The organism is Streptomyces sp. NPDC020845 (assembly GCF_044334165.1).
Lineage (GTDB): Bacteria > Actinomycetota > Actinomycetes > Streptomycetales > Streptomycetaceae > Streptomyces.
Genome location: NZ_JBIRSJ010000018.1, coordinates 56,450 through 69,552, shown reverse-complemented (window position 1 = coordinate 69,552; position 13,103 = coordinate 56,450). Strand labels below are relative to the sequence as shown.

General features: G+C 67.7%; 11 protein-coding genes and 1 pseudogene. 3 read left to right on the top strand and 9 right to left on the bottom strand.

Annotation, left to right across the window (positions count from 1 at the left end; all coding sequences use genetic code 11):
- The first annotated feature begins 22 nt into the window (after positions 1-22).
- Positions 23-373, top strand: a complete 351-nt coding sequence (locus ACH4U7_RS40250) for an ArsR/SmtB family transcription factor (protein ID WP_398532735.1) — start codon at positions 23-25, stop codon at positions 371-373.
- Between the two features lie 106 nt (positions 374-479).
- Here the strand turns inward: ACH4U7_RS40250 and ACH4U7_RS40245 are convergent, their stop codons facing one another.
- From ACH4U7_RS40245 to ACH4U7_RS40220, 6 genes and pseudogenes are all read right to left on the bottom strand, one after another.
- The gene (locus tag ACH4U7_RS40245; protein ID WP_398532734.1) at positions 480-914 is read right to left on the bottom strand and encodes a pyridoxamine 5'-phosphate oxidase family protein; all 435 of its coding nucleotides are present in this window, start codon (positions 912-914) and stop codon (positions 480-482) included.
- A 60-nt stretch (positions 915-974) separates the two neighbouring features.
- Positions 975-1,130 (bottom strand): DUF6126 family protein, encoded by a 156-nt coding sequence (locus ACH4U7_RS40240; RefSeq protein ID WP_398532733.1) that lies wholly within the window; start codon positions 1,128-1,130, stop codon positions 975-977.
- 93 nt (positions 1,131-1,223) lie between these two features.
- Positions 1,224-1,562: an ArsR/SmtB family transcription factor gene (locus ACH4U7_RS40235; RefSeq protein WP_398532732.1), complete on the bottom strand. Its 339-nt coding sequence runs from the start codon at positions 1,560-1,562 to the stop codon at positions 1,224-1,226.
- 5 nt (positions 1,563-1,567) lie between these two features.
- Positions 1,568-1,762 (bottom strand): hypothetical protein, encoded by a 195-nt coding sequence (locus tag ACH4U7_RS40230; protein WP_398532731.1) that lies wholly within the window; start codon positions 1,760-1,762, stop codon positions 1,568-1,570.
- A 167-nt stretch (positions 1,763-1,929) separates the two neighbouring features.
- A complete protein-coding gene (locus ACH4U7_RS40225) occupies positions 1,930-2,598 on the bottom strand; it encodes a GDSL-type esterase/lipase family protein (RefSeq protein ID WP_398532730.1) in 669 nt (222 codons plus the stop codon).
- 167 nt (positions 2,599-2,765) lie between these two features.
- Positions 2,766-4,177: pseudogene (locus tag ACH4U7_RS40220) on the bottom strand (FAD-dependent monooxygenase); the annotation flags it as partial.
- Between the two features lie 721 nt (positions 4,178-4,898).
- Here ACH4U7_RS40220 and ACH4U7_RS40215 point away from each other — a divergent pair.
- Positions 4,899-5,375, top strand: a complete 477-nt coding sequence (locus ACH4U7_RS40215; protein ID WP_398532729.1) for a hypothetical protein — start codon at positions 4,899-4,901, stop codon at positions 5,373-5,375.
- 42 nt (positions 5,376-5,417) lie between these two features.
- Here the strand turns inward: ACH4U7_RS40215 and dnaE are convergent, their stop codons facing one another.
- A complete protein-coding gene (dnaE, locus tag ACH4U7_RS40210) occupies positions 5,418-9,014 on the bottom strand; it encodes a DNA polymerase III subunit alpha (RefSeq protein WP_398532872.1) in 3,597 nt (1,198 codons plus the stop codon).
- Between the two features lie 254 nt (positions 9,015-9,268).
- Here dnaE and ACH4U7_RS40205 point away from each other — a divergent pair, with 254 nt between their 5' ends.
- A complete protein-coding gene (locus ACH4U7_RS40205) occupies positions 9,269-10,228 on the top strand; it encodes a LysR family transcriptional regulator (RefSeq protein WP_398532728.1) in 960 nt (319 codons plus the stop codon).
- A gap of 45 nt (positions 10,229-10,273) precedes the next feature.
- On the opposite strand, the gene ACH4U7_RS40200 is transcribed toward ACH4U7_RS40205, so the two are convergent.
- Together ACH4U7_RS40200 and ACH4U7_RS40195 are read right to left on the bottom strand one after the other, a co-directional pair.
- Positions 10,274-10,510 carry a hypothetical protein gene (locus tag ACH4U7_RS40200; RefSeq protein ID WP_398532727.1) on the bottom strand — a complete coding sequence of 79 codons (237 nt, stop codon included), beginning with the start codon at positions 10,508-10,510 and terminating at the stop codon, positions 10,274-10,276.
- 49 nt (positions 10,511-10,559) lie between these two features.
- Positions 10,560-12,860, bottom strand: coding sequence for an FdhF/YdeP family oxidoreductase (locus tag ACH4U7_RS40195; protein WP_398532726.1), 2,301 nt, complete (start codon positions 12,858-12,860; stop codon positions 10,560-10,562).
- Between the last annotated feature and the right edge of the window lie 243 nt (positions 12,861-13,103).

Below are 13,103 nucleotides of genomic sequence, written 5' to 3'. Positions count from 1 at the left end.
GGGCCGGGAAGGGGGCGGCGCGATGAGTACGCCGCTGTACCAATTGAAGGCCGAGTTCTTCAAGACCCTCGGTCACCCAGCGCGTATCCGCGTCCTGGAGCTGCTGAGCGAACGCGAGCACGCGGTCGCGGAGATGCTGCCCGAGGTGGGCATCGAGCCCGCGCACCTGTCCCAACAGCTGGCCGTGTTGCGGCGGGCCAACCTGGTCGTGACCCGCAAGGAGGGCTCCACGGTGTACTACTCGCTGACCAGTCCGCACGTCACGGAACTCCTCCGGGTGGCGCGCACCATTCTGTCCGGGGTGCTGGCCGGCCAGGCCGAGCTGCTCGCCGATCTTCAGACCAGCCAGGGAGCGGGGAACCCGCCGTCCTAGCCGGCGGCCGTTGACCGGCGGACTCGGCAGTCCCCTCGCCCTGTCCGCCGCTCGTCGGAGAGCGGCTGTCGCTGGTGCCGTTGGGCGCCCCGGCCGACGCCGGCGTTCACTGCGGCGGCCCGGAGCTCCCGGCTCGCACCAGGCGATAGCCGCTGACGATCTCCGGCCGGATGCGCACCACCTGCTCCATTCGGGCGTCGATCCACGGTGTGAGCTGCTTCTGGTACCGGGCGAGTTCCTGGGCGTCCGTCACCCGCGTCGCCGTGCCGGTGACCACGACACTCCATCCGGTCCGCGTCTCCAGGTCGATCTCGTCGGCCTCGTAGGCCACCACCTCGGACAGCAGCGCATGCCCCAGCAGCTCCGACCCGCCGTGCGTGCGGACGATGATGTCGCCTTTGTTCATGATGTGATCGACCGGCCGGATCGCGGGCAGTGCCTGATCCGTGACACGGGGGAAGGCGGCTCGGAAGGCGCGGCGCTCACGACAGCTCTCCCCGTACGTGATCACTTCCGGCGTCCCCTCTTCGTACGTACACATCGCCGGCTCCGGCAGCCGATCCGTGCTGAGCGCATGCCTCGTGTCCGGAAGGGCCCGCCGCTACTTATCGGCGTGCTGCCCCAGATAGAACAAGAGCATCACGAACCCGGCGATGATGTGGGTGCCGAAGATGTAGACGAAAACGCGCAGCTTGAGATTGCGCTCCTTCCAGCTCTCGTCGTTCGATCCCAAGCTGTCCTTCTCTGTCTTGCTCACTGCGTCAGCTCCCTGCTGTGTCGGGATGCGGTGCGTGTGCCACGAAGGAATCCGGAACCGTACGAGGACGACCTTGCCGCCCGCCAGTGCCGGTCACCGTGCCGCCTCCGCCGCCCGCAGTTCGTCCAGCAGGTCCTGCCGACCCGTCAGCAACACGGCCAGGATCCGCCGCGCGGCGGCAAGCAACTCCGCGACATCGCCGCCCGCCAGCGCGTAGACCACCGTCGAACCGGACCGCGTCGCAGTCACGATTCCCGAGCGGCGCAACACGGCCAGCTGCTGCGACAGGTTCGACGGCTCGACCTCGATCGCCGCCAGCAGATCCCGCACCGGCTTCGGTCCGTCCTGCAGCAGCTCCAGCACCCGGATACGCACCGGATGACCGAGCATCCGGAAGAATTCGGCCTTCGCCTCATAGAGCGGAACAGGCATCCCGGTCACCCCTCTCCCGCTTCCGTCGCGTCGGTCTCGACACCAACCCCAAGCTCCCGCGCCACCCGCACCGCGTCGTCCAGCTCGTCCTCGGCCACCGCCACGGCATAGGCGTCCTCGGCCTCCAGCGCCGCTTCCAACGCCGCTCGCGCCTGACGCACCCGCTCCAGCAGTGCCTCGGCGAACACGGGTCTGCCCATCCGGGTCTCCTCCCCGATGACCGCACTCCACGGAAACTAGTGAATTGAAGAACTCTTCAAGAGTAGTCCACGACGGTACAGGTCCCGCAATCCGCTACGGTGGCGCCCGGCCCGTCAACCGCTCGCCCTGAGCCCAACAGGCCGGCACCGCTGATCGCGAGGCCCGGTCACGCGACCAGGCGCAGCCAGGCCGCCGCGAGTGCGGCGTGGCCGGCCGGCGTCGGGTGTACGCCGTCCGCGGACCAGTACTCCGGCGCGGTCGTCGCGGCGAGCTCGGCGAACATGCGGTCGGCCCCAAGCAGATGCGCGCCGTACTTGCGGGCGAGCTCGCGCACGACCTGGATCTTCGGGTCCAGGTCGGTGCGCCGTTCCTTTCGCTCTTTCTCTCCGATGAGCGCGGCACCGGCACCGGCTTCGATGACGTGGTGGATCGGCAGGAGGAATGGCTCGATGAGGATCAGCTCCGTGCCCGCCTCGGCGAGGGGTGCGAGCAGACGGTCATAACCCGCTTCGAACTCCTCGGCGGGGATCACGTACCCCTGGGGGTCCAGCGTGTGCCGGCCCATGTCGTTGACCCCGACGAGGATCGACACCACGTCCGGGCGCGCGTCGAGTACGTCTGTCTGCCAGCGGGCTTCGAGGTCCATCACCTTGTCGCCGGCGTGCGCGGTGTTCAGCCAGGTCACGGGCCGGTCCGGGTGCTGGAGTCCCCACTCGCCCGCGACGCGCAGCGGGTAGCCGAACCCGAGGCCGTCTCCGCTCTCCAGCCGCTGGCAGTCGGTGATCGAATCGCCGGTGAACATCACGGTGCTTCCCGGCCGGACAGTGATCGTCATGTGTGCTCCTCGAACTCGGGTGAGGAGAGGAGAATGGATGAGAACATTGATATTCCGGAGATTGAAATCGCATCGGAATGACTGCCTTCGCGCCCTTTCAGCGCCCGCAGGAACGAAGAGGGAACGGAGTGGCCGCAGAGGAGAACGGGGTAGCTGCTTTGGATTTCCGGGTCCCCGAACCAATGGCCGGCGGCCCGTTCAAACGCTTCACGATCAGGGATGCGATCACCTGCCCAGGCGACTACGCCGTCGGGTCGGACGAGCACGGCACCCAATCCGAGGTCGTTTCTCGCCGGACCGGCCGCGTACCGCGTCCGGCTCTCCCAGCCCATCGCTGAACCTCGCAGGCATCGGTCGGTGCTGAAAACGAGCGCGACGCCCCGCCCGTCCCGCATCAGGTCGCCGAGGCGAGTGCCGTCTTCGAGGCGAAGGTCCGGGGCGTTGCGGCCGACCAGCGGATGCTCGCTGCCAAGTCGTAACGGATTGACGATCCCGACATCCTCTCGAACATGTAGGTCGTTCCGTCACGGGTCCCGATCAGGTCGCGAAGCACTCCTTGGACCGCCTGGCCATGCGGGTCCGGCCGCATGGCCGCCGCCTGGGCGCGCGACCAGTCGAGCACCCCTGCGCCGATCGGATGGCGCTCGCGGGTGTAGGTGTCGAGTAGCCCGTCCGGCGCATACCCGTGGACGGTCGCCGCGAGCTTCCAGCCCAGGTTCATGGCGTCGCCGATGCCGGTATTGAGCCCCTGCCCGCCAAGGGGCGAGTGGATATGAGCGGCGTCGCCCGCGAGCAGGACGCGCCCCCGCCGGTAGGTCGTCGTCTGCATCGCCCGATCGGTGAAGCTCGAGGCGAGATGTACGTCGCTCAGCGTCACGTCGGTGCCGGATACACGGCGCGCGGAGGTACATGCCCGTCGGCGTCAGGTTGATCCCAGAGCGCAGCTTCTCGGAATCGGTGAGGGTGGTGTGCATGGTGTAGCCGGTGAACTGCGGCTCGGTGCCGACGAATTCGAAGTCCGCGAGCCCACGCACCGCACTGCGTCCGCCATCGCAGCCGACGACCCAGCGCCCCGCGTACTCGTGCTCGCCGGCCTGCGCGACCGCGCTCTCATCGTTCTGCGCGATGGCTGAGACCGTGACGCCGTGCCTGATTTCCACGCCGAGCTGGGATGCCTGCTCGGACAGCAGCGTCTCGACCGCTTCGAGGTAGGTCAGCATGCCCTCCATCGCCGGGCTGGGAAGCCGGTATGGCAGGGCGGCGACGTCGACCCGGGCCGGATCGAGCATCATGCCGGCGAAATGGCCCACGCCGCGAGGGGGGGCTCGTGCGCGTCCGGGTCCGCGTCGGGATCGGCGTGGACGCCCGATGCCGTCAGCAGCCGGTGCAGCATCCCGCGGCGGTGGAACGCCTCGACCGACGCGGCGGACAGGCCCCGCGTCCCGAGCGGCTTCGCCTTGAACGGGGAGTCGGGCTCCGGCTCCCGCTCAAGCACCAGGACAGAACAGCCCGCGAGGCCAAGCTCGCAAGCAAGGAACAGACCAACCGGGCCAGCGCCCACGATCACTACGCCGTGCACGAGTGATCCCCTTTCCTAACCCACAGCCGGCCGCCGACACCACGGCTCCGAAGCTGCCAGTACGCGATCTCGCCCGCTCCGAGGCGTGGTACGGGCGCACGCTCGGCTACCGGCGGGCAGCCGAGTTCGTCGAGCAGGGGGTGTTGATTGAGATCGTGCTGAGCCATCCGGCCCCGATGGCCACGAGGTGCGTTTCTACATCGTTGAGGAACACACCTCGCATGAGCCCGGTGGGGTCATGCGCATGGTGGACCCGCCGGAGAGCGCCGAGCAGGTGCGGCCCGCCGCGCCGTAGGCGGGTGAAGGCGTCGTTCGCCACGGGCGAGGATGCGGCCCCGGACCCGAACGCGGCCACCTTCGTCAACCCCATCGGCTGACCGCGCCCGCCCCTGAGTGGCTGTTCCGAGGCCGGGTGTCCGAAGACGTATCCGCCCGGAACACCAATCGGCTGGCGAGTCGTCATCCTTGAGGCGCCGAAAGCTTCCCCCGCATGGCGGACCAGCCCCCACCGCGCGGGGGACGCAGGCGGATGGGACGGGCTGCGATCTTCGAGATGCGTCACGCGAACGATGCCTGACGAATCGAAGGAGTAGTGATGTCCAACCTCCGCCCCGAAGCTCCCCCGGCGAACGGGCACCTGCGCACCCCTTGGGACGTCGGCCGCGTCCCTGTTTCCCCGGTGCCCCGCTGGGCGCGGATTGCCGCGCATGCAGTGCCCTTCATGATCTTGCCCTCGGGACTGTGGCGCATGGGGGTGATGCTGGCCATACCCGGCTTCGGCACAGCTGAGGCCCGCAACCACGGCGCCGGGCTCGATCTGTATCTGATCCTGCTCTTCGTCATCTCCGAGGCACTCGGGTTACTCACCCTGGGACTGGTCCAGCCATGGGGCGAGGCGGTGCCGCGCTGGATACCCCTGCTCGGCGGACGCCGCATCCCCCCGCTCGCCGCGGTGGTCCCGGCCGCGCTGGGCGCACTCGCCTCCACGGGGGTCGTGTACTACTTCTTTCTCTCCATCCTCTTCGCAGGATTTCCCCCCGGACACACGACCACTGAAGAGATCATCTTGACGGTCTGTTATCTGCCACTGCTCGCCTGGGGGCCACTTCTGGGATCGGTGACGTACGCCTACTACCGCCGACGCACGAGCAGACAGGGACCGCACACGCACACACCCACGCCCACCCCCTCGCCCTGAGCCCATCCATGCAGGCCGCAGACCTGGGGGCGCTGCCAGGGCTCATGCGATGCCTTGCCAGGCGTCGGCTCCGAAGGTGCCTTTGACATCGGAGGCGATGGTCGTGGGGTCCACCGTGGCTTGGAGGGCGTAGACGGTGGTCTTGCGTGCGCCGCGGACACTGAGGTGTACGGGGTGGTCGCCGGGGTGGGCCGCGAGGATGCGTTTGAGTTCTCTGACGGACTGTTCGGTGATGCGATGCGAGGGGAGCGAGAGCTTCACGGGTGGCTTGCCGCCGGTTTCGGCGGAGGAGATGTCGAGGACGGAGAGTTCGCGACCGAAGATGTTCATTGTTCCGTCTCTGTCTTCGATCTTTCCCTTGACGGCGATGACGTTGTCTTCGGTCAGTGCGTGCTGTACGAGCTGGTATGCGGCGGGGAAGAAGAGGACCTCGATGCCGGCGTCGCGGTCCGCGAGGTTCACGATGGCCCAGGCGTTGCCCTGTTTTGTCATCTTGAGCTGGATGCCGGTGATCAGTCCGGAGAGCTGTACGTCCCCGGAGGTGCGGCCGGAGGCGAGCAGTTCGGCGATGGAACAGTCCCGTGCCCTGGAAAGGATGTGCTCGGCGCCGTCCAGCGGGTGGGCTGAGACGTAGAGGCCCAGCATTTCGCGTTCGGTTGCCAGGAGTTGTCTGCGGGGCCACTCCGCGTCGTCGATGGGGAAGTCGAGGCCGAAGGCCGGTTCGTTGCCTCCTTCGCCGCCCAGGTCGGCGAAGAGGTCGTCTTGTCCGAAGCTTGCCGCCTTCTTCACGGGGATGATCGCGTCGATGGCGTCCTCGTGGATGGCGGTGAGGCCCTTGCGGGAATGGTCCAGGGAGTCGAAGGTGCCGGCCTTGATCAGGGATTCCACAGCGCGTTTGTTCAGTGCGGGCAGGTCGACCTTGTCGAGGAAGTCGGCGAAGGAAGTGAACTTTCCGTCCCGGCGGCGCGCGTCGATGACGGCCTCGATGACGTTGTCGCCGACGTTGCGTACGGACCGCAGCCCGAACCGTACGTCGTCACCGACGGCGGTGAACTCGGCGACGGACTCGTTCACATCGGGTTGGAGGACACGGACGCCGTTCTTGCGGGCGTCGGCGAGGTAGATCGCGGCCTTGTCCTTGTCGTCGCCGACCGAGGTGAGCAGGGCGGCCATGTACTCGGCCGGGTAGTTGGCCTTGAGGTAGGCGGTCCAGTACGAGACGAGGCCGTAGCCGGCGGTGTGGGACTTGTTGAATGCGTAGCCGGAGAACGGGAGCATGACGTCCCACAGGGCCTTGATGGCTTCCTCGCTGTATCCATTGCCTCGCATGCCGGAGTGGAACTTGTCCCACTCCGCGGCCAGCACCTCCGGTTTCTTCTTGCCCATCGCACGGCGCAGCAGATCGGCGCCGCCGAGGGTGTACCCGGCCAGTTCCCGGGCGATGGCCATGATCTGCTCCTGGTAGACCAGCAGATGGAAGGTGTTGCCGAGGATCGGCTCCAGAGCGTCGCGCAACTCGGGGTGGATCGGGGCGATCTCCTGGCGGCCGGTTTTGCGGTGCGCGTAGTTGGTGTGCGCGTTGGCCGCCATGGGGCCGGGCCGGTAGAGGGCGTTGACCGCGGCGATGTCCTCGAACCGGGTGGGTTCCATCTGCTTCAGCAGGACGCGCATGCCGCCGCCGTCGAGCTGGAAGACACCGAAGGTGTTGCCCTCGGCCAGTAGCCGGTATGTCCTGGCGTCGTCCAGAGGGATCACGACGGTGGACGGGTCGCCGTCCAGGGGATCCACGGTGGCCAGGCTGATGCCCCGGTTCTCGCGGATGTTCTCGATGGCCTGGTCGATGACCCCCAGGTTCCGCAGCCCCAGGAAGTCCATTTTGATCAGGCCCATGGCTTCGCAGGACGGGTAGTCGAAGCCGGTGATCTTCACACCGTCCGAGGCACGCATATGCAGCGGAATGCGGTCGGTGAGCTTCGTTTTGGAAAGGATCACCGCCGCGGCGTGTACTCCGGTGCCGCGGGTGAGGCCCTCCACCCCGCGGGCGGTGTCGATGACCCGCTTCACATCCTGTTCGTTGCCGTACATCTGCCGGATCTCGCCGGCCTCGCCATACCGCTCGTGGGAGGAGTCGAAGAGGGCGGCCAGCGGGGCGGACTTGCCGTTCTGGTCCGGCGGGAGCGCCTTGGTGATCCGCTCGCCGTGGGCGTAGGGGTAGCCGAGGATGCGTGAGGAGTCCTTGATCGCGTTCTTGGCCTTGATCTTGCCGAACGTGTTCACCATGGCGGTGTACTCCTCGCCGTACTTCTCGGTGACGTAGCGGACCATCCGGTCGCGCTGACGGTCGTCGAAGTCGAGGTCGACATCCGGCGGGTTGATGCGCTCGGGGTTCAGAAAGCGTTCGAACAGCAGGCCGTGTTCCAGGGGGCACAGCTCGGTGATGCGGGTGGCGTAGGCAACGATCGAGCCGGTGCACGACCCCCGGCCCGGACCGAGCGGGATCTTGTTCTCCCGGGCGTGGCGGCAGATGTCCGCCACGACGAGGAAGTAGGAGCTGAAGCCCATGGGGCCAATAACCGACATCTCGGTCTCGAAGCGATCCAGGATGTGCTGGGGGACCGGGTCTCCGTAGCGCATCGCCAGCCCCTTGAGGACCTCCTTGCGCAGCCACGACTCCTGGGTCTCGCCTTCGGGCACGCCCGGGAACCGCGGCATTTCGTCGACGTAGTCGAAGACCTCGTCGTAGGACTCGATGCGCTCGGCGATCAGCAGGGTGTTGTCGCAGGCTTCCGGAAGCTCGGAGAACAGGCTGCGCATCTCAGCGGCCGTCTTGAGGTAGTAGCCGGAGCCGTTGAAACGGAAGCGGCCCGGGTCGTCCTTGTTTTTGCCGACACCGATGCACAGCAGACTGTCGTGGGCGTCGGCCTGGTCCTCGGTGACGTAGTGCGCGTCATTGGTGGCCAGGAGCGGAATGTTCAGTTCCTTGGCCAGACGCAGCAGGCCCTCACGGACCTCACGCTCGATGTCCAGGCCATGGTCCATCAGCTCCAGGAAGTAGTTCTCGCGGCCGAAGATCTCCTGGTAGGCCGCGGCAGCAGCCTTCGCCTCGGCGTACTGGTTCAGCCGCAGGCGGGTCTGGATCTCGCCGGACGGGCAGCCGGTGGTGGCGATGAGGCCGTCCGGCCGTGCGGCGATCAACTCCCGGTCCATGCGCGGCTTTCCGGCAGGGAACTGACCCTCATAGCTGGCCTGCGTGCTGAGCCAGAACAGGTTCCGCAGGCCCTGGCTGTTCCGCGCCCACATGGTCATATGAGTGAAGCGGCCGCCACCGGAGACATCTTTCGACCCCTCACCGTCCGCGCTTGTGGCGCGGCGGCCTCCCGGCCCCCAGAACTCCTGCTTCCGGACGAACCGAGAGGAAGGCGCCACATACGCCTCGATGCCGATGATCGGCCTGATCCCCTCGTAGCCCTTCGCGACCTGCGCGAACTCATAGGCACCGAACATGTTGCCGTGGTCGCTCATCGCGATCGCGGGCATCCCCTGCCGGGCCACCTCGCCGAACATCGGCTTCAGCTTCTGCGCGCCGTCCAGCATCGAGTATTCGGTGTGATTGTGCAGGTGCACGAAGGAGTCCGGCACGTGTGGGTCGCCTCCGGGGTGAGTAGGAAGCCCCATCCCGGCCGTAGCCGCGATGGTGGCCTTGTCGGTGGCCGACCGCACCGGCATCGGCAGGCCCGGCAGCAATCCGGCCGCCGGGCCTGCATGCCTCTTGCCGTGCTGCTTGCTAAACCACTGGTTGGCCAGAGACATCAAAGCGAGCGTGGTGTACTGGAATCAAACAACTATTTCGATGATCGGGCTCAACGATTGGTTGTCCATCTAGGATGGGCGGCATGGACCTCACTGCTGTGCGCACCTTCGTCGCCGCCGTGGACGCGGGGCAGTTCCAAGAAGCCGCCACCAACCTGTCGATCACGCCACAGGCCGTGTCCAAGCGCATTGCCGTGCTGGAGAAGGACCTCGGTGTGCAGCTGTTCAGCCGTACGGCCCGCGGAGCCCGGCTCACCATCGACGGGCAGGCGTTCCTGCCCTACGCCCGGGCTCTCCTCCAAGCCGAGGAACGGGCAGCCGCTTCCGTACGGCCAGGGCGCCGGGCGTTGCGCGTCGACGTGATCCGCTACCGGGTCTCAGTGGCGGGTCTGCTGCGCGACTTCCACCGCGCGCATCCCGAGACCGAGCTTGATGTCCTGACCCTCTTCGATTTCGACACGGCCATCGCCGCCGTCCGGTCGGGGACGATCGACGCGACCTTCCGCGCCGTGAGCATGCCGGGCCGGCAGCTCCCCGACGGTATCGAGGCCACTCCTGTCTTCGACGAACCGCTGTACCTGTTCACCGGGCCCGCTCACGAGTTCGCCGGCGCCCGCGCGATCGCTCCCGCCCAGCTCGCCGGGCGCCGGATCTGGATGCCCGGCAACATGCCCGGCACCGAGTGGGCCGCCTACTATGACGAACTCGCCGCCACGTTCGGTCTCACCATCGACGCGGTCGGCCCGAACTTCGGTGTCGAGCATCTGCTCGACACCATCGCGAACTCCACGACGCTGGCCACCTTCGTCAGCGAGCAGACCCCACTTGTCTGGCCCGCGGGCCACGACCTGCGACGCATCCCCCTCCAAGAACCGACCCCGGTCTACCCCCACTCACTGATCTGGCGCACCGACAACCCCCACCCCGCCCTGGCCGCCCTGCGCCACCATCTCACCTCCGCCTATCCCGGCCGCGCCAACAACGGCATCTGGACGCCGAAATGGGCCCAGCCCGCCCAGCCCGCCCAGCCTGAGCACGCCTGACCAGACTGGTGGCTTTCAGGGCAGGAGGTGATCGGGTGGGCAAGCTCAGGCGTTGCGGGTGACCGTGATCATGTTGCCGTTTCGGACGCCCAGGGCGGCCTTGACCTGGCTGGTCACCGAGACCGCGCCGACGGAGACGCCGACGCCGGTACCGCCGTACTTGGCCTCGGCGTACATGCTGGCGCTGGGGCAGCGGATGTCAGTCCGGGCGGCAGCGGCTGTGGGTGCGGCGGCCAGGGTGATGCCCGCCGCAAGCAGTGCGGCGGCGCTCAGGGCTGTCACGGGACGTACGGTGTTCAGTGCGGGCAACGTCAGCTGCGACGCCCTCGTGCTACACAGGTGCCCGGTCGGCGGCCCGTTCCAGGCGGACGATCACGCTCTTCGACGTGGGCGTGTTGCTGATGTCCGCGACGCTGTCGAGCGGCACAAGGACGTTGGTCTCCGGATAGTAGGCGGCCGCCGAACCCCGGGGGGTCGGGTAGGCGACGACGCGGAAGCGGTCGGCACGGCGCTCCGAGCCGTCGGTCCAGACGCTGACGAGATCGACGAGGCTGCCGTCGTCGAGGCCGAGGTCCGCGAGGTCGGCGCGGTTGACCAGGACGACGCGCCGGCCGCCCTTGATGCCCCGGTAGCGGTCGTCCATCGCGTACGGAATCGTGTTCCACTGGTCGTGCGAGCGCAGTGTCTGCAGGACCAGGTGACCCTCGGGCGCCTGGAGCATGGTGAAGTCGTTGACGGTGAAGACGGCCTTTCCGGCGGGCGTGCGGAACACCTTCTCGTTGACCGGGTTGGGCAGGCGGAAACCGCCTGGGCGCCGTACCCGCTCGTTGAAGTTCTCGAAGCCGTCGACGACCCGGGCGATGCGGTCGCGGACGAGGTCGTAGTCGGCCTCGAAGTCCGCCCAGGGGATGTCCGGTTCGGACCCAAGGACCTTGCGGGCGAGGCGGCTGATGATGGACACCTCGCTGAGCAGGTGTGCGGACGCCGGGGCGAGACGGCCACGCGTCGCGTGCACCTCGCTCATCGAGTCCTCGACCGTCATGAACTGCTCGCCGCCCGCCCGGATGTCGCGATCACTGCGCCCGAGCGTGGGCAGGATCAGGGCGGTGCGCCCGCACACCGCGTGGGAGCGGTTGAGTTTCGTCGAAATGTGGGCGGTCAGACGGCAGTTGCGCAGGGCGCGCTCGGTGACTTCGCTGTCGGGCGTCGCCCTGACGAAGTTGCCCGCGACTCCGACGAAGAGCTTGGCCCGCCCGTCGAGCATGGCCCGGATGGAGTCGACGGAGTCCAGCCCGTGCTTCGCCGGCGCGGTGAAACGGAACTCCTGTCCCAGCCGGTCGAGGAACGGCTGGGGCATGCGCTCCCAGATGCCCATGGTGCGGTCGCCCTGCACATTGCTGTGTCCGCGGACCGGGCACACTCCCGCGCCCGGCCGGCCGATGTTGCCGCGCAGCAGAAGGAAGTTGACGATCTCGCGGATGGTGGGCACGCCGTGCTTGTGCTGGGTCAGGCCCATCGCCCAGCAGACGATGACACTGCGGCTGTTCAGCACCCGCTCGAGTACCTGCTCGATCTCGTCCCTGCTCAGGCCGGTGGCCTCCAGGACGGCGTCCCAGGACGTCTCGCGTATGTGCTCGGCGAAGGCGTCGTAGCCCGTGGTGTGCGACTCGATGAACTCGCGGTCCAGGACGGTGCCCGGCTCCTTGTCCTCGGCCTTCAGCAACAGCAGGTTCAGCGCCTGGAACAGGGCCAGGTCGCCCCCGGGCCGTATCTGCAGGAACTGGTCGGCGATGTCCGTGCCGCGGCCGATGATCCCGCGTGCCTTCTGCGGGTGCTTGAAGCGGAGCAGCCCCGCCTCGGGCAGCGGATTGACGGCGACGACGTGGCCGCCGCGGCGCTTCGTCTCCTCCAGCGCGGACAGCATGCGAGGGTGGTTGGTGCCCGGGTTCTGTCCTACGACGAAGATTAGGTCCGCGTTGTAGAGGTCGTCGAGGCTGACGCTGCCCTTGCCGATGCCCAGGGTCTCGTTCAGCGCGGAGCCACTGGACTCATGGCACATGTTGGAGCAGTCCGGCAGGTTGTTGGTGCCGAAGGCCCGCGCGAAGAGCTGAAGCAGGAAGGCCGGTTCGTTCGCCAGTCGCCCGGAGGTGTAGAACAGCGCCTCGTCCGGGTTGTCCAGGGCACGCAGTTCATCGGCGAGCAGGTCCAGTGCCTCGTCCCAGCCGATCGGCTCGTAGTGGGTCGCGCCCTCGCGCAGCACCATCGGTTCGGTCAGCCGGCCCTGCTGATTGAGCCAGTAGTCCGACTTCCGGCTCAGCTCGTCCACCGAGTGCCGCTGGAAGAACTCGGCGGTCACCCGCCGGGAGGTGGCCTCGTCACTGATGTGCTTGGCGCCATTCTCGCAGTACTCGTTGCGGTGCCGCTTGCCCGGTGCGGGCTCCGGCCAGGCACAGCCCGGGCAGTCGAAGCCCTTCGCCTGGTTGATGTTGAGCAGGGTGAGCGCGGTGCGCTTGGGCGACGTCTGTCCGAGCGCGTACTGCAGCGCGTGTACGACCGCGGGAGCGCCGGTCGCCCATGTCTTGGGAGCCGTCACCGACAGCTCGTCCTCGTCCGGTTCATCGAAATCCCGCATCGCACACCACTCCCTCTCCGTCCTGGGCGGCGAGCTCGCTCGGCGACGTCCGGTGCCTCCAGGAGCGGGGCAGCCCGTGCGCCCTCGGACCCGCGTGGGTGCGATACGCCCCGCCCACTTTTCGCACCCCACTCTTCGCCAGTGCTTCGGGGCAGGTCAAAGCGGTAGTTCCGATCGGCTGACAGGTAGCGCCGATCACTGCCGGGTGGCCGGCGCCGAGCGCGGCCGGGCGCGGGGGATCAT